Consider the following 24,922-nt stretch of genomic DNA (forward strand, 5'->3'; position numbering starts at 1 on the left):
TCAGGGTGGCCTCGGCGATCCGGACCACGTTCTCTACCCAGTGCGGGATGCGCCCGCCGTCGGCAGCCAGAGCGCGGCGTAGCCACTTGGCCGACCCCGGGCTGTAGGAGAGGATGCCGGTGAGCCTTCTACGGGCCGTGTCGCTGAGCTCGTGGCTAGTGGCGAATTCGGCAACCAGCCGCTCGGTGGCGTCTGAACGCTCGATCGCGGCTCGCCGTCGCAGCGTCATCGTGTCGCCGGGCCCAACGGAGGACGGCGCGTTGCGCTCCAGCCCTTCGGCGTCTCGCCGACCGTGTTCCTGTGCGGCAAGCTGCAGCGCCTCGTGATAGGAGGCGCGGTTGATGTCGTCGCGCTGAGCGGCGAGCCAGGCCAAGTCGGTGAACCCGCGCAACTGCTCATCGTTGAGCGCCTGCAACTGCCCGGGCAGGTCGCTCGGAACATGCCAGGAAAAGGTGCCCTGCTCGTAGGCCTGCATGGCGTCGGGGTATTGCTCGTCGAGCCGTTGGAAGCGCCGGGTGCCCTCGACATAGTCCAGGCTCGGCCCCGGGTAGTCGCGGGTGCGCATCTCCTGATGGACCGCGACGCATTGGCCGATGACGCCGGCGATCACCCAGACGCTGCCCGGATACACCTCCAGGTTGTAGATCCCGGACACCGCCAGCACGGCCGCGCGGTCGATGGCGGCCTGGTCACCGGCGGGGATCGCGCTAAGCGCGGCGCGCGTCTCGTCGCGGCTCGCGGCGTAGGTGGCCTCGCCTTGCGCGTCCCACTGCCGGATGAGCCCGCCGATAACTGCCCGGGACTCCAGGGTCAGTAGCCGCCCGAAGTAGGCCAGGTGGGTCCCTTCGATGGCCTCCAGCCGTTCGCGAGCGCTTTCCGGGTACGGGCCGCGCGAAGGCGGGACTTGTGTCGGGAGCGGCCTGCCGGCGGCCTCGGCATCGTCCCAGGCTCGGACGCGTTCAGAGAGATCAAGCCCGATCCGACTTGCCGTCTTGTCGTCGTTGCGCTGTTGCGCCTCGGTCAGGGGCGCGAACTCCTCCTCGGCGATGACGCGCGCCAGGGCGTGGGCTGGGGCGTACATCGTGACGTCCGGTTGGAGGGCATCGGTGAGCGGCTGCAGGTCGGCCGGAGCCACCACGTCGTGGCGCAGGTGTGAGGTGAGCGGGAGCGTGCTCGGCGCATAGGGCGGCCGGGCAGGCGTGCTCGGCTGGGCGGATCGGGTCTGCTCAGGCTGCGGATGCTCGGCTTGTGGCGGGGCGAGCAGGTCGGCGAGTTCGCTGGGGGACAGGGAGCGTCCGCCCTGCTGCAGGTCGCGCAGGTGGTCGGCCAAGGTCGTCCAGCGGCGCTGGTGCAGGGCGTGTTTGTCCTCATTGCGGGGCATCGGTGCGGTGATGGCCGCCCGGGTGCGGGCGTAGTCAAGGGCGCCTTGCAGCGTAGCCGGGTCGAGCGCGGCGAGGTCAGCATGGGCGGCATCTCCCGGGGCGCTGTGCAGTTGCCAGGCGATTTCGATGCCGGTGAGGTAGGCGGTATCGGGCTGCGGCCAGCGATCGGGTTCGGTCGCGGCGATGCGGGCGGTGAGGCTGTCCCAGGCCACCAGGCGGGCGGCCAGGTCGTGTGCCTCGGCATCGACAACGGCGGCGTCGTAGCTGTACCAGAACAGGTGGTGGGTGGCGGCGTGGATGCCGATCAGTTCATGGTGCAGGTGGTGGTCGGTGTGGGTTTCCCAGCGGGCGTGGTAACTGGCGGCGGCCAGGGTGAGGTTGGCTCGTTCCTCGTCGTTCAGGTTGAGGATGCGGGCGTGCAGGGATGAGGCGTGAATGAGGTCGACCCTGGCGCGGGCGCGTCCGAGGGTCGCGGTTGAGACGGTGCAGGCGCGGCGGTCGCGGATGTGGCCCAGCGCTTCGACGGCTGCTTGCCAGGAGGTGTGCTGGTCGGTGTTGAGGGGTTGCGGGGCGCGGACGCGGCCGGTGGCGTAGGCGATCGCGGCCGCAATGGCGGCCGGTGCGATGGTCCAGGCGGGGTCGAGGTGGTGGGGGGCTCCGGTGTAGGTGCGGGCCAGAGCGATACCGGGCTGAGCGTCGTGCCAGGGGGTGGTGCGGCCGCGACGGGCCAGTTCCACCTCCAACGCCACGGCTAGGGCCAGCGGCATGGGGGAGGCTTGTCCGGCGTCAGAGCGCGCCAGGCTCATCCAGCCGATCGCCTCGACAGCTACGGTGTCGAGTTCGTCCAGGTGGGTGAGAGCAGCGGCGAGGTTACTGAGGTCTTCGGCCGTCCAACCTTCCCCCGCTTGCTGGGGAAGCTGGAAGGCCAGCAGCGCCCGTTCCGCCATCTCGAGGGCGTGGTGGGGATGGGCGGTGTAGGCGTGTTGCAGCAGGCGATTGAGCTCGGCGGCCTGTTCTTTGCTGGCCTCATCGTGAGGGTCGACTTCTACGATGATCAGTTCTTTGGTCAGCGTGGCGAAGGTCTCGGCGCGTTGTCCAGCGTCTGCGTGCTGGTGGGCGGTGTGGTAGGCGTCGAGGGCGGCGGTGATGCGGTGGTGCAGAGCCTCAGGCAGGGCACCGGGGTTGGGGTAGGGGAGGGCGCCGGTCCCATTGGCGGCTGCGCTGGCGCGTTGCGCCGTGGAGGTTGTGGCCTGTGTAGCTGGCTGGTGGGCGGGGGGAGCGGTGGCTGCGCTGACGATGGGGGTGTCGGCCGCCGGTGGCCGGGTGGTGGTCGTTTCCGGCGGCTGGTAGTTCAGGTACCAGCCCAGCGAGCCGACGTCCAGTTCCAGCTTGGCTCGCGTGATCGTCACATACGCCAGCCGTCGTTCTTCTTCGCTGGGCAGCCTCTCTCGGCCGGTCTCGTCGGTCTCGGGCTTGGCCAGGAAGTCATCGGCGATCAGGACCCGGTTCCACTCGCGGCCCTTGGCCTTGTGCGCGGTCGAGACGACCAGTTCAGGCTGCAGCTCGGGATCTTTCTCGTCTTCGTCGGTCAGCTTCTTGATGATGTCGATCAGCCCGCGGGGGCTGTATTTGTCGATCAGCCGCACGAGCATGGCCAGGTTGCGTTCTTCAGGCCGCTGGGCGTATCGGACGACCTCGTTCCAGTCTTTGAACGCTGCCAGCTCGGACAGTTTGGTCCGTTTGCCGGCCTTCAGGTCGTGGGCGGCCCACGCGGTCTCTTCGATCGTCGTGCCGCCGCCGACCAGAGCGACACGCTTGCCGTTCTCGAGAGCTTCGACTACGGCCGCCACGGCTCCGGCGTTGGTACGGCACAAGATCGCGTCCGGTTCGGAGACCTCGCACAGGCGGGTGGCGAGCGCCGGGTTGCCTTGCAGCCGGTGTGCGGAGCCGAGCAGTTGCAAGATCTTGTTGCCGGCCTCCGCGGCGGCCGGGCCGAAGCGCCAGGATTGGGTCAGGGGCAGCACGTGCTCGGCTGGCCAGTCCTTGAGGGCGTCGATCGCCCCGCGGAATTCGTAGATCGCCTGCTGGGAGTCTCCGACGACGATGACCTGCGCACTCTGGTCCTGGATGATCTTTTTCATTACCGGCGAGATGTCTTGCGCTTCGTCGAAGAAGATCGTTTGGAAGGCGAGGCGGGGGTTGCCTAGGGCCCAGATCTTGACGTAGTCGTCGGGGCAGAACTTGACGGTCCCTTCGGGGTCGCAAATGTTCTCCCACGCCTTGTTCGCGTACTGCAGCAGGTATCGCGCCATGCTGGGGCGGGCGGCGTTGTCGGGCAGGTGCGCTGCGGTGATGGCCGGGTCGGCGCTTTCCCGGAACTTCTTGACCGTGGCCATGGCCAAGGCGGCAAGGTCCTCCGGTTCGATGCCGTCGCGGGCGGTGGTGATGCCGAGTTGGGCGGCGATCTCCTCGGGCCGGTTGGCGCCGTCCCAGTTGCGCGCCTTGCGGACCTTGGGCCCGTAGCGGCCGTTGATCAGTGCCCGATAGGCCATGCTGTGGAAGGTCAGGCAGGTGACGTGACGACCGAACACGCGGTTGTCGCGGGCTTCGGCGATGATCGACGCGTTGAACGCGGTGTAGAGGATCTTTCGGTCGTCCATGCGGCGCGCGAGCATCCGCAGCGTGGTGGTTCTGCCGGTGCCGGCCAGGGCTTGCACGACGACGTCGCCGCCGGTGTCGGCGGCGGCGAAGATCGCCTGCTGCTGCTCGGTGGGGGCGAAGGTGGAGGCCGCTTTCTCGGCCGTTTCTGCCTGGCGTAGCAGGCTTTCGGACTCGGCGACGTCGAGGTCGATGAGGCTTTGCCGGGCGGTGGCGGTGTCTCGTGCAAGGTCGCCGGGGTTGCCGATGTGGATCCATTTGCCGCGGCCTTTGCCGTGCTCACCGCGTTGCCAGTCGAAGTGCGCTTGGCGCAGCGCGCGCCGGGCCTCGATCGGGTCGTCGTGGCGTGTGCCGATGATCGTGCCGTCGTTGTGGAAGCGGATGCGCCCCGCCAGAGGGCCTTGGCCGGCTGCGGCTGCCGCGGCTAGTTCCTGCGGGGTGGGCAATTCGATCGGGGTGACGTCGTCGAGGTAGTCGGCGCTTGGTCCGGGCGGCTGTTTGGGCGGCACGCGGCCACCGTTGTCCGGCAGTTGCGGGTCGGCGGGCGCGGCCGGCGTTGCAGCCGGGGCGGCAGAGGGGGCAGCGGGAGGTGGGCCGGATTGTGGTGGCTCGCTGGAGCCGGGGTAGAGCGGGGCCAGCGAAGAGGGAACGGTGATCACCTTGGCTGGGGGCCATTGGCCGTCAGGTAGGCGCCTGGACCAGCGAGTGACGAGCACCGCGCCGTCATGCAGTGTCCCGGTGAACTCGAGGTATTCGTCGCCTTCGATGACTGGCTGAGCGAGCGTCAAAAGGTGGGAGTTTCCCTCGTGGTACAGGTGCACGACGTTGCCGGGCTGCAGTTCGGCGGGTGGTACGTCACGGAGTGGGAGTGGCGGCAGGGCGTCGCCCAGGGCGGCAAGGCGGACCAGCGTGGTTGGGTCCGGTACGTTGATGGTCTCGGCCGCCTGGGTGGGGGAAGTGCCGTCGTCGTGGTCGGGAGTCAGGGCGTTGCGGTGCGTGATCAGTGCTCGCTGCAGAATGGCTGTGCTGGCCTGGCTGGCGATGCTGTCCAGTTCCTGGCGGACGGCGCGCTGGAGGTGCTCCTCGTCAATGAGCTGGTATCGATCATGGATCGCGTTGTAGGCGCTGCTCAGATGGGTGGCTTGGATGAGCATGCGGGCGAGTTCGTCATTGACGCCGGGGGTGAGCCACAAGCGGAGCTGGGACCAGGTCAGCAGGTGATGTTTGCGGGCCTCGGCAGGTCCTGCCTCGACGTTGAGCCCGTGTGGCGTGGTCTGGGCATGAATGCGTTGCGGGCCCTGGCCGCCCCCCGCACCGTGGTGACCGTCGATATGAGTTTTCAGGGCTTCGCGATTGGTGCGGCTCTCCACCAGAGCGGCGACGAACACGCGGCCGATCGCGGTGAGCGCGAGGTGGACCTCATCGTCCGACGGGGTCGTGAAGGTCATGCCTGTCGGCCCCGTGTGTGCCGCTGTTTCGGTGTCGTGCTCCGGTGTTGATTTCTCCACCGCTGCGACAGCGGGATCCGGCAGCGGGGGCGAAGTGGGCGAGTCGGCCAGGTCTGCGGCTGGGGCGAGAGCAGGGGGCGGGGAGGGGGCCGTGCCGTGTTCGTAAGCTTGGTGATCCTGCTGGATTGTTGGTGTCACAACAGCGAGGGGTGCCGTCGATCGTTTGGTTTCCCAATCGGGGAACAGGGGGGCCAGTGAGGTGGGCAGGCTGACCACCTGCAGAGAGCCCCATTGCCCATCCGGGAGACGATTGACCCAACGTCTCGTCAGGGTGCTGCCGTCGTGAAGTTCTCCGGTGATCTCGACGCGATCCGCGAACTCCGCGACGGGTTGCGTCAGGCGAAGTAGACGCGGCCGATCGTCGTAGATGCTCGCCACATCGCCAATCTGTGCGTCGGCCAGAGGGACGTCACGGTGCCGGATGGTGGGCAACGCCGCATCTAGCGCGGCAAGGCGCTGCAAGACGGCGGCATCCGGGGGCTCTGCGATCTCGGTGAAGTCGTGGGCACTGCCTTCAGGCTCGTCCAGGGTCGGGGCGTTGCGGTGGGCGGTCAATGCCTGTTGGAGGATGACCGCGCAGGCCCGGTTCGTGAGGGTGTTCAGCTCTGCGCGCACTGCGTGCTGCAGGTGAGCTTCGCCGATGAACTGGTAACGGTCTTCGATGGCGTTGTAGGTGCCGTGCAGGCGGTTGGCGTGGATGAGGACGTGGGCGAGTTCGTCGTTCAGTCCGGGTTCGAGCCAGGTACGTAGGGTGGACCACGTCAGCAGTTGCCTGCGGCGTGTTGACTGGTCTCCTAGCTCCACGTCCAGCCCGCGGCGTGTGATGCGAAGGAGTGTCCACTCGTCCGTCTCGCCCATGCGTCCGCCGAAACCGCCCTGACCGCTGATCTCTCTTTTCAGGTCGCCGGGATCGGTACGGCTAGCCACCAGCGCGGCCACGAGGTTCTGTCCCATGCGGGAAAGAACGAGGTAGATGTCCCGGTCCGACAGTGTGTCCAGCGCGCCATCGTTGTGCGGTTCGACGGGCTCGTTCGCGGCGACGGTTGCTTTTGGACGTGGAACTGCTCGTTCGTCCGGGCCCGGCCCTGCCTGCTCGCTAGTGTCGGAGGGCTCCGGTGGTGTCGGCATGGCAGATGGCCGTGCCGGTGAAAGCGGTTCGTCGGGCGGTTGTCGTGCCGCGTTGGCGTCGCGTCCCGCCGGTAGGTCGAACAGCGTGTCGGAGGCAGGGGGCAAGGGGATCGGCTCGTCTGCATCCGGCACGACCGTGGCTGCGGCGTCGTGACTTGGACTGCTGCCGTCGTTGTCGATGCTGTCGTCGGTGAACAGGGGGGCTAGCGAGGCGCGCGGGAGCCGTACGAGGTTCGTCTGGGGGATGTAGGTCTCGTGTTTGGGCCAGGTCCAGGTGACAGGACTCCAGGTGGGTGGAATGTCCTTGGCCTGGAACGGACCGGCCAGTTCACCCCTCACTTCGTATCGGTCGGCAAGCTCGACCACCGGCGCCAGCAGGCGCAGTGATCCGCTGTCGTCATCTCCGCGCGCTGTGATGATGTCGCCGGGCTGAAGGTGTGTGACGTCTACATCGTCGGGTTCGGTCGAGGGCAGCGCTTGGGTGAACAGGTCCAGACGCCGGCGGATCCTGGGCAGGTCGACAGGTAACTCGCCGGGATGTGAACTGGTCTCGTACCAGGGGTAGGTGCCGGGTGCGCGCTCGGCGCGAAAGCTCGGCTCGTGAGCTTGCAAGGCTCGCACGACCACCTCGAGGCGGACTTGCTCTCCGATCCGGCGGATCTCGTCGGCTGCTGCCGCCTGCCAGGGTCCTTCGCCGACCAGCCAGAAGTGCCTGAAGGACCAGATGCATGCGCCTTGCAGGCCGTCGGAGCGGAGCAGCACGTGTTCGATATCATCGTCCAGCCCCGGTTCGAGCCAGGCGCGCATCTGGCCCCAGGTCAGCTTGTGGTCGGTGGCCTGGTCTCCGGATCCTTTACGGATCTCCAAACCGGTCTTGCGGATGGCAACGCTCATCTCCTTCCAGCCGCTGCTTCGGCGGCTGTTGATGAGGTCGCGCGGGGCCTTGCGGTCGTGGCGGCTCTTGACAAGGACTGCGAGGAAGTCCCGACCCGCCAAGTGCAAGGCTTGAGCGATGTCGCGGTGGCTGAGGCCCGTCGGCTGAGATGTGGGGCTGGACGGGGGCGTGGGCTTGGCCGCTCCGCCGGTGGTGGGAACGATCGGGGGAGGATCGGGGGAGGGTGAGGGTGCAGGCGCGGCGGGTGGGGGCTCTGGGCGCGGCTTGTCGTCGGCCTCGATGATGCCCGTGAGCGTCTTGGGCAGATGGACCAGCAGCACCTGGGGATCGCGGACGTCGTCGTAGGCGCGGGGCCGCCACAAGATCGGCTCGGCCTCGGGATGCCCGTACAGAGTGCCGGGCACGTGCAGCAGGCCGTCGATCTCGCGCGGGGTCTCGGAGACCACCAGCGGCACGAGACGGCCTTCGCGCCGGTGGACCAGGTCTCCGGGTTGCAGGTCAGAGATCGTTGCGGAGGTGATGAACTTGTCCGGCAGGACCGAGGCCAGCTGGCGCACGCGCACCAGCGTGATGGCATCGGCATCGTGCTCCCCGCCGGGGGTTGTCGCGGCGGTATCTGCGGCCATTTCGAAGCTGATGGCCTGTTGCCCGGCGCGTTCACCACGTGTGGTGGCGGGCTGTGTGAAGGCATCGCGGAGAATCTGGCGGCGGGTACGATCAGCAAGATCGTCCAGTTCCTCGCGAGCTAGACGTTGCTGGGCGCTCTCGCCGGTGATCTCGAAGGTGTCGTGGGAGTCGTAGAACTTCCGCTCTGCTGTGGCGCTCTCAGCGATGATCGCTGCCCGATCGGGGGTGAGGACCGCTTGCACGCGGTCCAGGATCTGCGTCCATTTCGGGAAACCGGTGCGGGTCCCGGTGGGGGTCTGCAGGCGAAGCCGCAGACCGGTGGCGGTGGCGGTGGCGTCAAGTTCCAGAGAGTCCGGGACTGTCGGTGTGGGAGGGTTCGCGCCTGGCGGGAATTCCCAGCTTCGCCAACGTACCCAAGCGGATTCGGGATGCAGTTCGCTGATCTTGCTGCGATCGGCGACGGCTTGGCAGAGCAGCACGAACCAGGATGGCGCCAAGTGCTCCAAGGTCATGGCGATGTCGAGGTCGGTGGCCTTGCCGGGGCGGATGCCGAGGTCCGGCACGTGGCGGGCGGCAACGACGTCGAGCGGCAGCTCGTCGCCCACCTCGTGGAGGAGGGCAAGGACGCGGCCGTCTTGCCGGTGTGCTGTCTCGTACGACACATTGGCGTCGCGCAGGCCGCGCAAGATGGCGTCGGTGGTTTCCTCTGGCAGCGGGATGGCGACGTCGGCTGAGTCCGGTGGGGGCGGGGCCTCGTCGCTGACGAGCAGGTAGCTGATGAAGCCTCTCAGCAGATCCGCGGTCCGGCCGCCAGCGACGAAGTACAGGGTGGCGAACTCTTGCGGGATCTGTTCGTCGGTGCGTACCTGTTCGGCGAGCCAGAACGACAGGATCCGGTTGATGAAGTCCATGCGTTCGAGGGTGTGCTGGGCCAGGCGCAGGCCGGGGTGCTGCTGGTAGCGGTGGATGAGCAGGCGCGCCACGTCCTCCAAGTGCCTGTCGCCACGCAGTCTCAGGTGCGAACTGCGTTCCAGCAGTTCTTGGAACGCCTCAGGTAGGGCGGGCAACGGTGTGTCGTCGGTACCGCCGCGGTCGGCGCCGCGCTGCGGGGGTTCTGGCTGGGGGTCCGGTGCTGGGAGCGTAGGGGGAGATTCCGGTGTGCGGGACGGCTGTTCGGTGGCGGCCGGCTGATCTGGCGGAGGCGGGCCGGCGGGCTTGCTGTTAGGAGGAGGCGCCGGCAGTGGTGCCGACAAGGCTTCGCGGAGGATCTCGATGCGCTGGGCGGCGGGTGTGTCGCCGGTCAGGTTGAGCTGCTGGGTGATCAGTTCCAGGGAACCTTGCGCGTACGCGTCGACGATCAGGGCGGCCATCTCGTCGTACCGGTCTGGTGCTGGTGGTGCGGTCAGGTCCACGCGCTGACGTTGGGAGGCGCGTATGGAGGCTCCCGGCCACTGGCGCAGGAAGATGACGTCCGTGCCTGGCCGCAGGTCGTCGCTTTCGTAGGTCGAGAACGTCTCCATGCTCCGCCCGAGCGCCAGTTCGACCATGTGGGTCAGGGCCCAGGCTTGTGCGCGGAGGTCGCCCTGGGTGAGCACGGACAACTCGGTGCCGGGGCTGCGCAGCGCGGCGGCCACGACGGGGGCCAGATCGGGGGCTGCCGCGCGGGCCTGCTGCTCGAGTGTCTCGGCGTGTTCGGCGAAGATGCCGGTCAGGGAGCGCAGGTTCAGGGGAGTGCGGTCCGGTAGCGGCTGCTCGGCCCAGGCCGGTGCCAGAGCCAGCGCCTCGCGGACGGTGGGTGAGGCGTCGTCGCCCAGGTAGGCCATCACCCGCAGGTTTCGCCTGCTGTCGGTGCCGGGGGAGCGAAGACGCGCGAGCACTACGGTGCGGCCCTCGATGAGCAGCCGGCAGATGCTGGCACCGGGGACATTGCCCGGGTCTAGCCAGGGACCCAGATGGTGGTCCCAGCCGCGGGTGTTGTCCAGTGAGGAGCGCACCGCGCCCACGCCGCCGCGGCGTTCGTCCCAGGCGTAGTGGATCCAGTCCAGGGCCAGTTCCCGCGGGGCGGGCGGCTGATCTGCGACTGGTGGCGCCAGCAGTGCTTGAGTGGGGTCGGCGGCGTCGGGCGAGGTCTGGGCGAGGACTGCCTGGTATGCCTGGCGGAGTTCGGCGCGGATGGAGGACAGGCGCGTGGCCGCGTCGAGGTCGTCCCAGTCGACGGTCTGGCCGTCCACCTGAACCTGGCTGAGGCGCCAGGCGAGGGCCTCGGCCGCGTCCTGGTTGGGCAGCGGGTATGTCTTCAGGATCAGGCCGCTGCCGCAATGGGCGGTCCACCACGCGCCCGACTGGTCCGAAGCGGGGAGAACGAGGAAGGTGCCGTTGGCGACCAGGTGCCAATCAGTGCGGTCGGCCAATTCCTGCGCGGCTGTCTGGAAGATGGGGATGGTGAGGTCACCGCCGGTGCGCAGGTGCCGGCGCACATCCGCCTCCGAGGCGAATCGGGGGCTCGACGAAGTCGGCGTGGTGCTGGTCTTCCGCGCGGCGGCGGGCGGCACGGCCGGTGCTGGCTGCGTCGCCGGTACGACTGGCTGGGTGGGGCGGCCGTTGGGCGGCAAGAATTCAAGATCGGCCGCTGGTGTGTCCTCCGGCGGCAGATTCGGGGTACCGGACTCGTCCCGGCGCTGCGCACGAGCCAAGGCCTCGGGTGTGAAGCTGTAGACGCTGAGGCTGGTGGTGTCGGCGACCGGCAGGTTCTCCAGGTCTGCCTCTGTGCCGAGGCGTGGGAGTGTGATCAGCTGGCGTGGTTGGTCGGCGGGGTTGTCTTCCAGGTCGAGTTCGATAGTGGTGGGCTGGCCACGCAGGCCGTTGCGCAGGTGGTACCCATGCAGAGTGAGGTGGGAGGCTGTGTGCCCGACGGGTCCGGTGATCACGAAAGCGGTCGAGGTGCTGTGATCGAGGTCGGTGACAATGTCGCCTACGGTCAACTCGCTTGTGCTCTTGCTGCTGGTCCAGTCCGCAGGCAGCAGGTCGGCCACCGCGGCCAGTCGGGCCTGCAACGGCCGCACATCCGGGGAAGCGCCGGGACCGTTGGTGTCGCTCGAGGTGCCGGGATCAAGGTCGAACAGGGTGTCGTCCTGGCGTTTGATGCTGGGTGCTCGTCTGCTGGCAGGTCGGGAGGGGCGGGAGGGGGCCACGTCCAGGACATGCTCGCGGACGGCTTTGACCACGTCCGCAGTCTCCTTCAGGACATCTGCCCAGCGGTTGTGCTGGTCAAGGAGATCAAAGGCGGCCATCCCGGCGCGGAGCCGGGAGTCGAGCTCGGACGCATGGGCGAGCAGGGCGCGATGCTCGCCGGTCAGGCCGGGCGTGATCCAATGATCTCGGATGTCTTGCCACGACACGGTGCCGGTGCGGGTGCGCTGCTCGTGCACGGTGATCTGCAGGCCCTTGGGCCTGACGTGCCCGGTGCCTATGCCGTTGATCGTGCTTGCGAAGGCCCGCAGTTTCCGATCATCGTCCAGCGCGTCCACTAGGCCGATGAACCAGTGGGTGTTGTAAGCGCGCAGGGCTGCGGCAATGTCCTCATCGCGCAGGGCGAGCGGTGCGATCCGCAGCTCAGGGAGGAAACGGGCGGCGGCCTCGTCGAGCGCAAGTGCGACATCTTCATAATCGCGCGTCGTGATGAACAGCCTCACGCACCCGCTGGGGTGGTATGTGAGGTTGCGGAGGATGCCCTGGGCGTGGAGCCCTCTGAGAATAAGGTCCTGCTGCGCTTCCGCGCTGTCACAGGGCTGAAGGAGAGTGTCGTCGTCGTTGGCTGGTGACTCGTCGTCAGCGGACCCGGCCGCGTACTGGCGCAGGTCCAGCGCCACCCTCGTGATGAGGCGCTGCTGCTCGGGGGGGCGCCAGTAGGGGCGCATGGCCTCGGCGAAGGGGCCGTTGCGGGCATGCCGGGCCAGCCACATCGCCAGCACGCGCCAGGTGAAGTCGATGTCGTCCAGTTCGGCTGCGGCGCGGCGCAGGGCCGGGTGGGTCAGGGCGTCGGCGGTCAGGCGTGCGGCCATGTCGTCGATCCCAGCAGCTCGTTCCTCCGATGGCCGACGGGCGCGCTGGCGGTGCGGGTGCTGGCTGGTGGCCGCAGGTGGGAGGGCGTTCGTGTCGTGGCCGCCGTCCGGCGCGTCCGGCAGGAACGAGTCGTCAGCTGGCGCGGCGGTCGTGCGACCGGCGGGGGATCCCTGACTGTCCGAGTCGGCCGGGGGCGGTGCGCTGAGCTGCGCGGCGCTCTCGTGGGCAGACGGATCTGCGGCCGCAAGGGTGGCATCAAGGTCCGGCAGTACCAGCACATGCTGCTGCTGTTGGTCGGGGCGTGGCCCGAGCGTGATCTGCTGGGAGGTCTCAGCGCTCCGCACGCCGTCACGGGCGTAGCGGCCGCGCAAGTGCAGGGAGTTGCCTGCTCGGGTGGGCGCTGCGGTGAGCTCGAATACCCGTGTGGTGTTGTCGAGGTCGGTGATGATGTCTCCGCTGTGGAGATCGAGCACGCTTTTGGGGGCGGTCCACCTCGGGGGGAGCATGCTAGCCACGGCAGCTAGACGTGCCAGCAGCGGCGCCGGTTGCTGGCCTGCGGGCTCGGACGGCAGGTCAGGCAGTGCTGTCTGCGTTGAGCCTACGCTCGCGCCCTGGCGGGCCGGGGAATGCGAGCCAAGCAGGCCGACCAGGGCAACATTCAAGAGGTGCTCGCGGACAGTATCAACGACACCGGCGACGTCGGCGGTGACCAGCCTCCATCGTTCGACTTGTCCTGCCATTTCGAACGCGACGAAGCCGTCGTGCACTCGGGCGGCGAGGTCCCGGGCCTGCAAGAGAACCGTGCGATACTCGCCACTCAGGCCGGGACTGATCCACTGCTCACGCAGAGCCTCCCAGGCGAGCAGGCCCGTGTGGGTCCGCTCCCGGTAGACCCTCAGGTGGATGCCGTTCTGGGCGAACCGGACCACAAGCGACGGCGTGAAGAAGTCGCGGTGGGGGCCGAAGCGCTCGCGCAGGAGGTCAAGATCGTCGATGTGCGCGACGAGTTCGTGGAACTGGCTGCGGGCTAGGTTACCCAAGGCTGCGGCGATGTCATCGGCCCTCAAGGGCAGCGGGGCGATCTCCAGGTGCGGCGCGAATCGGGTGGCTGCCTCATCCAGCGCGAGCACGATCGTCTCGTCGGTCTGCTGGAGGGTGACCTTGACGACCCCCATCTCGTGGTAGGTGAGGCTGCGCAGCAGCCCTTGCGCGTCAAGTTCCCTCAGGATGGCGTCCTGCTGGGCTTCTTCCTCATTCAGTGCGGGCGGCGCCGAGGTGTCCGCGCTGGTCTCCGGTGACGTCTGGATGGGCAGGCTGTGGTCGGCGCTCAGGTGCTGGAGCAGGTAGCGGGCGAAGGCGTCGATGAGGATGTGCTGGTGTGGTCCGAACCATTGTTCCTGCAAGTCCTCGGCGGCGGCGGTGCGCTCGTGAAGCTGTCGCCGCAGCCACATGGACACCACACGCCAGGTGAAGTCGATCTCGGTGCGGTCACGCGCGGCGCGCCGCAGCCATTGTTGGCCGAAAGCTTCGGTGGCCAGGGGCGCGAGCGCGTGGGCAGCGGCGGTGGTTCGCTCGGTGTCCTCGTCTGCGCGGCCGGTTGCCAGGTCGTTGCGCAGGAGCCGGAACAGCGGCATACCGTGCGCGACCGTGGCGAGCCCGTGCGGGTGAGCTTCCGCCGAGCCGGATGCGGGGGCTGGTGCGGAGGCGTCGTCGGGCGATTGCGCCGCCGCTGCTGGCGCTACGACCGGGGCGGCGGGGGCTGTTGGCTCTGCGAGCTCGTCTCCACGGCGTGGTCCGGCAAGGTCCTGGTCAGGACGGTGGGACGGGTCGACCTGTTCCTCTTCGAGGGGCGCGGGCGGCGCGGGCCGTAGTTTTGCAGATGGTTCGGCGTCAGTGGGGTTCGCGGTGTCCTTGCCGATGCCCCAGGCCATACGGGTCGACAACGGCACATCGTCGAGGCTCTCCAACACCTCGACATACAGTCCTGAGGTCACCTGGGTTGGCGGGTCGGGGTGGTGGGGGTCGTCCCAGTGGAAATCGAGTTCGGTCTGTTGTTCCTTCAGCCGCCGCGCGAAGGCCTCGGCCGCGGCAGGGGTTGGCAGGTGGTATTTGCGCCACAGATGGCCGTGGCTCGTGGGGATGACGCACCATTGGAATTCCTCGCCCCTTTTGAAGGCGTGGTCGGGGGCGACGAGGAAGGAGCCGCCCTCCACGAGGTACCAGTCATCGCGTTCGGCGAGGTTTTGTGTTCCGACATGGCTGTGGGTGTCATGTCCGTCGGCGCCGCGCCGCAGGTGCTCCACCACCTGCTGACGTGTGACGAAGCGCCTGGCCGGCGAGCCCGGTTCGGCGTCGTCGCCTGCTGCCAGGGGCAGGGCCGTCTGATCGGCGGGTCTGGCCGTATCACCCCGCGCACGTGTCTTCCGGCGTGGTGCCGGCGCATCGTCGTGCGGTGGCGAGACCAGCGCCTCATGAGCGAAGGGGACACGTTGCGGTCCTTCCCCGACAATGGCCGACGACGTGTCTATGTGCTGGTCGGGCTCGATCGGGAAGACGACCACACGGTAGGAATCCTTCGGGTTCACCCATACTTCCGCGGTCGTGGGCTTACCCAGGACGCCTTCGATCAGCGGCCGTCCCTTCAGGCGCAGCTTGCGTTGGGTGGATCGGGGTGTGCGCGGCGGCTCATCGAGGATGAGGGCCTCCGGTTCGACCTGGAGATCCCCCATCGCGTCCCCGGCTTGCAGGTCCTTGAGCGGTTTGCGGATGACCCACTTCTCCGGGAGGACTTGCATCAGTTCGGTCAGCCGGTGCCGCAGTCGAGGCAGATCGGCCCGGCCTTGGGCGTCGGCCAGTGCCGAGTGCGGCAGTCGTGGCTGGTCGGCGTCGCTGAAACGATCGCCGGAGTGTTCGCCTTGCTGAGCGGGCGTGGTGGCCAGCGCGTGGCCGAGCACGTCGTCGCCCACCGCGGTGAGGATGGCATCAAGCTCGCTGAGGGCCTGGTACCACAGCTCCTTCTTGCCGACCGTTGCGAGGGCGAGCATGCATTCAGGGTGCTGGTAGCGCTCCAGAACCTGGCAGGCGTCGGTCAGCAGGCTTCGGTGCTGGTCGGTGAGGCCGGGCATGATGGCGTGCTTGATGACCTGATGCCAGCGAAGGCGGGCTGGAGGGCTACCGGGCTTGGCGTGCCGGGCGTACTCCACCCCTTGGGTAGTGGCCTGGACCCACGTGGTCTCGGGGTGGTCGAGGTCGACGAAGCGTCGTGGGGTCTTGGTGAGGTCGAACAGGGCGGCGGGGTCGTTGAGGGATCGGATGAGCCTGGCGACAAAGCGGGGGTCGAGGCTCTGCAGAGCGAAGACGATGTCGGCGACGGGAGGCGGGGCGGTTGCCTGCGCGGCCGTGGTCTCGTCCCCTGGTGGTCGAGGGCTGGTGCGTGGCGCAGCGGTGCGGGGCGGCACCACACCCGGCTCAGGCCCCGGTGGCGCGGTGGTCAGATCCTCCGGATCTGCAGCGGTGCCCGCCACGGCGGGGTCGGGGCGGCTGTCAGCTCCGGCCGTGCTCGCGGCGAGGGTCATCCAGTGCCGGGCCTGTTCCTCCCGGTCCGCGGCCGCGAGCACGAGAACCTCAGGGCGCGCCTGCAGATACGCGTACATCCAGGAGCATTCCACAGCAGTCGCGTCGACCAGGTCGGCGACGTCGGCCGCCGGGTTTCCTCGACTGGCGAACTCTGCGGCGCGGGCATGGATCGCGGCAAGGAGCACGGCCTGGCGGTGAGCGGTCATGCCAGCCGGTGGCGCCGGCTGGGTGATCGCCGGTGCGGGCCCGGGCGGTCGGGGCGGAGATGTTTCGGCCCGGGCGAACGCGGCGTCGCCGAAGTGCACTTCGAGAACGTCTGCTCTGCCGTCGGAGCGTTCACCGGCGACCTGCCAGCCGTCATCGGTCCTGGTGAGGATCCCGATCAGGGTATGGCCGTCGTCGGCGTTCACCCGGACGGACATCCCGGCCAGCTCATCGAGGGGTTGCGGGCGAGCCAGGTGGTGCGGCGTCCAAGCCTGGGGGTGTCCGTGGGCATCGTAACCCGGCCGCTCCGGTTCGGCCTCGAGTTCGGCTTCCTGCGCTGAGGGTGGGCGGTTGAGGCTGGTGGGTGAGCCGCCGGCGGAATCGAAGCCGGGGGATGGCGGGTGAGCCTGGGCCGAGGTCGCCTCGGGTTGAGCGGGGGCGGCTGGCAGGGCGCCGGCGGCCGGAGGACCGTCCACCGGTGACGCTGATGGTGCCAGGGCGGCGGGTGACGAGGCTGGGGGCGAAGCAGTCGGCGGTGGGTCTGCGGCGTCGGAGAAGCGGCGCGTCACAGTCGCATGGGAAGGGGCGAGCAGTTGGGGTCCGGCGTCGTACGCCGGTGTCGCAGGATCGGCTGTCGCGATGGCGGTGTCGGGGATGTCCGGCAGCGGGTCGGGCAGGCGGATCACGTTTCCGGTGGCCGCGTTGAAGGGTACGCGGGCCTCCGCCCCACCCATGCCTGTGCGCAGGGTGATGGTCCAATGGCCCGGCCGGGCAGGGTCGGGGCTCGCGAGCTGGGCGGCTTGGCCTTGTTGCCAGTGGCCATTCGCGAACACCAGGCGAATGTGATCTCCGGCCCTGATGTGATCGGGCGGGATCGGGCCGGTGGGGCGGGACTGGCGAAGTTGCTGCTCGCTGCGCTGGTCCTGCTCCTGAAGGCGCAGGGCCATGGTGTCGAGATGGTGCTCGCGGTCGAAACCCGCGATCACATGATGGATCTCTTCGCGCAGGCTGCGGCCGCTGGCCGAGCCCCACGTCTGCAGGGTGTCGCGGACGTCGACCGCGCCCCAGCCGAATGGTTTGCCCTGAGCGTCGACGCAGCTTCGCTCGATGCGATCGGCCAACTCCCGTACCTGCTGGCCGTTGTGTCCCTCGACCAGCCGGTCGGCGATCAAGATCAGGGTTCGGGCGAGGGCGAGGTGATGCTGTCGTCCATCGCTGAAGATGACCAGGTGGCCCTGACGGCTCAGGGCGAGGTCAGGTGCGATGCTGATCTGGCGAATGAGGGCGCGGCGCCCGTCGCGCCGAGCATCGAATTTCTCCGGCCCTTCGTCCGGTGCGCGGGCGGCAAGCGTCTCGGGTGGCAGGGCGTTGAGGTAGGTCAGCAGGGCGGCCAGGTCGGCGAAGCCCTCGCTTCTTCGGCCCGCCTCGACGATCTGGTCCTCCGTGGCCATGGGCGGTGCCGCTGCCGCATCTGTGACCAACGCCGCCAAGGATCTGGGGGCGCGCAGCACCCACAGCGAGCGGTCCTTGTCCTTGCCGGTGTAGGTCCACCTGTGCTCGCCAGCGCTGTCACCTGCCTCGGGCAGGCTGCCGACCAGGGTCAGCCGGTCGGGCGCGTGGGCGGGCGGGTGGGTGAGCCGGAGCCGTGAGGGTTGCTGGTGGGCGTCGACGACGACCATATTGGGCAGCAGTCCCGCCAAGGGCCGCCGCTGTCCGCTGTCGTCGCGAGGTGGCGCTGCCTCGGCCAATTTGGCCAGCCTCGCTTGGGCACGCCGGATACGGGCCTGCTGGGCTTCGGCCAGCTTGGCCATCCGCTCCTTCTCACGGCGTTCAAGGGCCTGCTGAGCTGCGGCCGGAGAGATGCTCTCCAACGAGAACAGGCCATTGTCGTCCGAGGCCTGCTCGCCTTCCTGGTCTTGCTCACTCTCCGCCTGCTCCTGCTCCTCATCCTCTTCTTCTTCGCTATCCTGCTCGTCTTCCGCCTCGCTCTCCTGGGCGTTTTGTTTGCGGTAGCGGTGCGGGTGCGCGTTTCGGTCGACGGCTTCGACGAGCAGATCGGTGGTTGCCTGCTCGGCGATGGTCGTGAGCTCGTGCTCGATCGCCCGCCCCACGTGGGCTTGTCCGGTGAGGGTCAGGGTTCTGCGGCCGCTGCGGTAGGCATCGCGCAGGGCGACCGCTTGGGTCACGATCTGGTTCAGCGGAGTGTTGTTCGTCAGGTGGAGCCAGGTCACCAGTTCAGCCCAGCTCCATTCGTGGCTGGAGTCCTGGTCTGTGCCCTGGTGCATGCGGATGCCGGTCTCCAGCAGTTGACAAGCGCCTGGGGGTGTCAGCGGGCCGGCGTCAGCGCTGGCCCAGCGGGCTCGGGCGCGCAGGTCGTCGAGGTGGCGGGGGTCTTCAACGGCGCGGAGCAGGGTGGCCAGAACGACTGGGCCGTGCCCACCTAGCGCGTAGGCGATGGGGGGCAGGTTCGCCGGGAGTGAGCTAGGGACTTCGACGTCCGTGGCCTTGAGCTGCCATGCGCCGTCGAGCCAGAGGTAGTGAAAGCGCCGCTCGATCCGTGAGCCGTCGGGCTTGCTCTGCCATAGCCACGGTTCTGGGGCTTGAGGCGGCTGATCGGGAGAGCGGATGACGGCCGGTGGGGTGTGGCCTGGGGGAGGGGAAGGGGGTGCGTTCCTTTCCGGCGGCGGAGCTGGGGTGATGGTGGGCGAGTCGGCTGGGCGCGTCTGCCCTGGTGCGGGCGAAGCCTGGCGGGCCTGGTCGGAGGTCAACGCGGGGGTGGCGGCGGCGTCCTGGGGGTTGACGGCCGGGCCGTCCTGGGCGGGCTGGGCGAGGTACGGCATCTGGCCTTGACGCCGCGCGGCCCTATCGCGGGCCGGTGCAGGAGGATGCGTGTCGGCTGAGTCTGGGCCTGCGGCGGCTTGCAGCGGCTGCTGTGGGCGGAGGTCGGTGGGTGTGCCGAGGGCGGAGGCCGACGGTGCAGGGGCGGGAGGCGTTGTCGGTGGCTCCGCCGGGCGAACGGGCGCAGGGGGCGCGGCTGGGGCAGCAGGTTGCGGCGCGGGGACGACCGCCTGGGAGGGTGCCTCGCCAGGGATGCCCGGTTTGGGGCGTGGCGGGCTGGGTGTCGGGGGGGTGGCTGGGGTGCGTGCGGGTGCGGCGGGGGGTCGCTGGTCGGGGGTCGAAGGTGACGGTGCTGTGCGCGATGCGGGGGTGCTGACCGGGTTGGGCAGTACATGCTGTGCGGGGGAGGGGAGCGGTGGAGCCGTGGGGGGCGGCTGCGCGGCCGACTGTGGCTGGTGTGATCGTTGGTCGCCACCCGCAGCCGGGTTTGGCCGTGCGGATTGGTTGGGCTGAGTTGGCCGGCTCTCCGGGCGTTGCGACGGGCCAGGTCGTGCGATCTCGGGCTCGTCAGCCGACGGCGCGGAGTCGGGGCCCGGCGGTCGCACGGAGGCAAGTGCGGGCTGGGGCGGCACGGTTGGTTGCGGTGGCGTCGAGTGCGACCGTGGCGGTGCGGGCCTGGTCGGCGGCTGCTGACGTGGGCTGTGCGGGCTTGGGATCCGCAGCGATCCGGAGCTGTCGTTCTCGGCCCGTTGTTGTTCAGAGCTCGGCTTCGAGGGAGCTGACGGTGCTGATGGCGGCGGTGCGTGGCGTGGGCCGCTGTCCGGGCGCGTGGCCTGCGCGGCTGGCTCATGGACGGGCGTGGGAGCGGCGGACACCGGCCCTGGCGGGGGTGGCGGTGCTGATGAGGTGCCTGCCTGGGCAGAGACGGCTGGAGGGAGGGCAGGTTCAGGTACTGGTCCGAGCTGGTGCGGCTCCGTCTGGCTGATGGCTTGGTGGGAGGCATGCTGTTGTTGCGGCTGGTGCGGTGCGGTGGCTGAAGTGGATGTGGCGCGCAAGCGGCTAACGAACTCAGCGGCGTGCATCGCCACGGCGTGAAGGATCAGGCCGTCATCGGCTTGGGCGAAGGCCTCACGAGTGGCCAGCAGACGGTGTGCCGAGGCCGCGACGTCGGCGAGTTCGGTGAAGCCCTTTACCGCTGCCCGCACGTCCTGACGGGTTCCCAGCGATAGGGACTCCGCGCTCACCCAAGCGAGCTTGAGCCGAGCTCCTTCGTTGGTGCACTCGTATCCGTACTCTTCGCGCAGTTGCTGTTCTTCGTCATCGAGTTGCTGGTAGGTGGCGGTCTTCAGCCAGCGCCGCATGTGCTGGGCCAGGGTGTCCAGTGCGCGGCGACAGTCTGCGGGACCGTTGAACGCCTCGTTGCGCATCGATCGTGCCGGTGACGAGGGCTGTGTGCTGGTGACGTTTTCGAGCGTCTCAGGGCCGGTCGTGGCCGGTTGTGGATCAGCATCGGGAGCAGGGGGTGACGGGGCTGGGGGAGATGGGGAAGCGGGGCGCGGTGCAGGAGGCGCCTGGTCAGCCGACTGTTGAGGCTCCGTCGGCGGAGGAGGCGGCGCCGTTGCGGCTGAGGTGGGCGGTTGCTCGCGAGGGCCTTCTTGCTGCTCGGGGATGAGCGCAGCGGAGGGTCGCTCGAGCTGTGTGGGCGTTTCGGCTGCTTGTGGGCTGCTCGCGGCGCGGGCGGGCGGGGGTGGTTCTCCCTGCTCCGTGCGCGGTGGGGGACTTGGAGCCTGGGGACTGCCGACTCGTTCTGGACCCGAGGCTGGGATGGCCGCAGGTTGCTCGCTTGCGGCTGGATGTTGGGGAGCGAGGGCGGCGGCGGGGTCATCGTGAATGGGCTGTTCGGGTCCGGGGCCATCGGTTGGTCGCGGCTCGGTCGAGGGTGTCTGCTCTGTGCTCGTCACGGCAGGTTCAGGCGCGGGCGAATCGTTGCTGACGAAATCGGCGTGCGCCTCGGCCAGGCGCTGGTCGGGATGCTCGGGCTCCGTCGAGCGTGGCTCTCCTGTGGGGTCGGGCAGGGCCTGCGCTTCAGGAGGTGGTGTGTCGGCCGGTGGGGGGGCCAAGGCCCGCACGGCGTTGGACACTTGTTCGGCGGATGCGTCGGAGGTGATGGTGACGCCGTAGCGGTCGTGCATCTGACTGACGAGGTGCGTCAGCATCTGGTGCTGAGCCTGCCCCTGGCTCCAGCCTTGGATGTGCTGCCAGAGGCCCGCCACCTGCTCAGGGTTCGCCTGCTGCCACCACTGCTCGGTGAGGCAGTGCAGGAGTTGCGACGCGGTGAACACCCATTGCGGGTCTTCACCGCGGAGCTCGGCTGCCACGGCCGCCAGTTGCAGTTCAACGTAGGCTCGCTGCTCGCGCAGGGGTGTGAGTTCACCGGTGTCGGCTCCGCCAGGAGGGCCGATTTCTTCTGCAGTGCCGCGTTCATGGGACGTGATCAGGTCATCGAGCCGACCGCGCTGTACCAGGAGCGCATCACGCCGTTCTTCGGCCGGTGCCACCGCGCCATGGAGGATCTGCTGACGACGGTCCTCGATGGTGTTGTGGAGGTGCCGTGCTTGGCCGTCGGTCAGCCTCAGCGCTGGTGGGCCCGTGACGTCGACACCGCGGTGGAGTTCGATGACGTACCGAAGGCGCTGGTCTGCCGGCGGTGGACCGGCCAGCTCGCGCAGGCGCTCTTGGAACGCGAGCATGTGTCCGGCGGCGAACTCCTGCTCGGATAAGCCCTCGCGCGGCACGACGCCGACCGCCTGAGTGGCGATCGTGCGCTGCCAGAGGTCGCGGATGACGTAGCTGCAGACCGGACGCTCAGCAGCGCTGTTGGCATCCGCCGGCGCAGCCGGAGGTGTCGGCCAGGCGCGGGCCAGCAGTGCGACCACGTCTCGGGCCTGCATGCGGACGTGAGCGACGCGCACGCCGTAGCGGGTATGGGTCTGCTCGCGCAGATGCTCAAGTGCGGCGGTGGCAGTAGGCTCACCGATCGCAGCCCAGGACACGATGATCTGCCACGCCCCGCCGATGCGTTCGGGGGTGGCCTGTTGCCACCAGGCGTCGTCATAGACCTCGCTGATGGCGGGTTGGGCCAGCGTGACCTGTGCTTGGAGCTGGCCCGACAGGCGACGTAGCGCGAAATCGCCAGCGGCGCGTGCTCGGTACGCCTGCTGAGCCCGCTGGGCGGCTTGGTGCTCGCCGCGACGGCGGCCGCGAGAGACAGCCGCGCGGATGCGGCGGAACAGCGATTTCTTTCCGGGTGCGGTGGACGACATGCCTCGCTCCGATCGACGACGACATCACCGCACCTCACAGGTCCAGGGACCGCGCACTCACGTACTGATGAAAGTGCTGGGCACCGGCGGTATTCGAAAGCGGGAGATCCCAGGTGCCCAGCCCTTCGCGTCGACGTGCCGGGGCGCTGAAATGCGGCAATCCAACAGCGGGCCTTACCGGTCAGGTGATGGGCTTCGCGTGTGGGAAGCCCGCGGGGAGGCAGAGGAGTTGGACCGCGGGAGAGAGAGGACGGCCTCGCGTGCCACGCGTACGCCGTCGCACGTGCGCGCATGAGGTGAAGTATTCAGCCATGAGGGCTCCCATTCGCTGAGCGCACCAAGCGCCAGCCGCTGGTGCCCCCACCTCGGCCATAATTCACTCGACAACAATCCTATCGGCGAGTTAGCGCCTCATGTCAACAACAATGTCAGTAGGGCACGCTGCGTGCTCTCCTGACCCAAACTGGTGCCAGCACGCTTGCCGCCTGGCGTGCCGCGCTCCGCCCCAGTGATCTCAGCCATGAGTAACCCCCTTAGCTGACAGCGCCCTCCACGGCTTCCGTTGTCACCAGCCGCCCAAAAGCGTGCCCGTCTGGCCGCAGCGGCCAGGACTGAACGGCACGGCACGGGCGGCCCCTGCTCATCATGAGGTCGGAACGGGGGGTGCCTCTGTCGGCCCGAGAGGGTTCTCCACCTCCGGCACCGGCGGCAGCCGCGTCGGGCCGGTCGTCACCCCCGGAGTGGCCGGATCAGGAGAGTGTCTCGTCGCCCGGGCGCTGGGACGCCGTGTCACAGCCGCCGGCGATTGAGTGGGCCTGGCCGAAGGCTTACGGGTGGGCCGACGCGTGGTCGGTCGAGCTGTGGGGCTCGGTGAAGGGGTGAACTCCGGAATGCCGTCAACCGTCGGCGGCGGTGGCAGGGATTTGAGTTGCGCGGGTACGGACGGGGCTGATGACGGGGCTGTCGACGGGGTGGCAGTGGAGGTCACCGGGACTTCCGGTTCGGCACCTGCTCCTCCACGTAAGAGCAGGACGACGACTACCACTGCTGCCACCCCAGCTCCCGCTGCGGCAAGCAGGCGCGTCCGAGCGCGCCGGCCTGTCTGCGCCTCATCGTCGAGATCGTCTCCCCAAAACTCCCTGTCCGGTTCATCGTTGGTGACGCCTCCGGCAGAGGTTTCCGGTGGGGCAGATGCGTCCGCACCGCTTGTGGACGTCTCGTCTGCAGTCCCTGGGACGCCAGCGGCTGTGTCCTGCGGGACGGCCAGTTTCACATCCGCAGCGGCCAGTTGCAGCAGGTCGACCGGCCCAGATCGGTCATGTTGACTCGGCACGATCAGCCTCCATGGCTCGACCCCTGCACTCTGATGCCCGCTGGCGATCTGCACTGTGTGCCGTTACAGATTGGCGACGTTGACCTATTCTGTCAAGTTGAGTTGATCTCTATGATGGGGCGAGTTCGAATCACTCGGTTCTCCTCCACGTTGGACCGGAACAATGCATTGACACCCTCTATCCGATCATCCCAAACAGGGAGCATCACGTGAGCAAAAAGAGGCCACGGCAGCCGAGACGGCGGGCACGTCTCGCACACCGAATCCAGGAACACCGCCATCGCAGTGCCAACGCCACAGATTCCCCACAAACGGTGTACGCGCTGGCTGTGCCCCCATGGAACCTATTCGACAAAATCAGCGCGCCCTCACAGGAGGAACCGCGAGACGAATTTCTACCGTTGTCTCGCAGATACCTTTCCGCTTGGACCGCGCAGACAACCCGTGACCTTGGCCGAGCTCGCCGAACAAACCGGAGTCACGATCAACGAACTCGTTGACCATCTCCGCTGGCTGGCCGATCGCGGCTATCTACGCTGGGACGAGCAGCAGCACATAGTCGTCCGCACCCTGCCCCGACACAGCGCCAAGAGCACCGGCGCCCCCGTGCCGCCCGCCCTCAACCGAACGGAGACGCCAGGAGAAGAAGCCCTGGGCTCCTTCGTCCCGTCTCATGGCCCCCTTGACGCACGACCACGATGAAGCCACCGACCCGACAGCCGAAGGAACAGCCGTGATCCGCACGCCACATCGCGCCAAGGGCGGCGCACCGATCCTGGGCGCCAGCAGAGCCGGTGAACCGGGGCCCTTCGGCTCACACGCCGCCGACAACGACTACGCCACCGTCACCGACGTGCCTCAGCCAGACAACGAGCCCACCGTTCACGCCGGCCTCCGCGTCCACCAGGAAGACTTATGACGGCTCCACCACGCAGCTAAGCCAGCAGCGTTCCGTCTGCTTTCCATCCCCGAAGCCAGCATCGCCGTGGCTTCGATGAGCGTCGCTTTCCGGCCCGATGCCTATCGGCCTGATGCGCCTCAGCAAGACGAGTCCGAAGTGATCACCAACGTTTGGGACGCCTTTCGCGAAACAGCTACCGGCGCCTACTACATGCGAGGGTTCACCGCGGCCAGCGAGCGTTGGCATCAGTTGGCGGCAACCGCGATGCAGGCCCATCAGGATGCGAGAGACCGACCTCGTCTCTTATGTCAGGTCCACTGAGAAGCTGTCGAATGCGCTAGGTCTGCTGATACTGTGTCAGCTCAATTGAAATGGGACAAACAGCCCCCGGCTGTCCCGTCTCAATTGATGCGACACAGAGAGGCTCATCCACCTCGGTTGTGACAGTTCTACTGAGACGCCCGAGGAGCACGGCGTCTCAGTAGAA

3 protein-coding genes (1 of these 3 running past the window's edge) are annotated in these 24,922 nt (G+C 68.3%); 2 read left to right on the forward strand and 1 reads right to left on the reverse strand.

Translation table 11 applies throughout. From position 1 onward, the window contains the following. On the reverse strand, window positions 1-18,271 hold the beginning of the coding sequence (locus tag ACZ6S0_RS39885) for a UvrD-helicase domain-containing protein (RefSeq protein WP_465924520.1). 18,836 nt of this gene lie to the left of the window's left edge; 18,271 of the gene's 37,107 nt are visible here — the first part of the coding sequence; the start codon lies at window positions 18,269-18,271; the stop codon falls past the left edge of the window. A 2,793-nt stretch (window positions 18,272-21,064) separates the two neighbouring features. Here ACZ6S0_RS39885 and ACZ6S0_RS39890 point away from each other — a divergent pair. Together ACZ6S0_RS39890 and ACZ6S0_RS39895 are read left to right on the forward strand one after the other, a co-directional pair. Beyond that, on the forward strand, window positions 21,065-21,658 hold the full coding sequence (locus tag ACZ6S0_RS39890; protein WP_465924521.1) for a hypothetical protein: 594 nt from the start codon (window positions 21,065-21,067) through the stop codon (window positions 21,656-21,658). Between the two features lie 2,558 nt (window positions 21,659-24,216). Further along, window positions 24,217-24,453, forward strand: a complete 237-nt coding sequence (locus ACZ6S0_RS39895; RefSeq protein ID WP_465924522.1) for a hypothetical protein — start codon at window positions 24,217-24,219, stop codon at window positions 24,451-24,453. Window positions 24,454-24,922: the final 469 nt, after the last annotated feature.

It is taken from the genome of Nonomuraea sp. NPDC051298 (genome assembly GCF_055586305.1).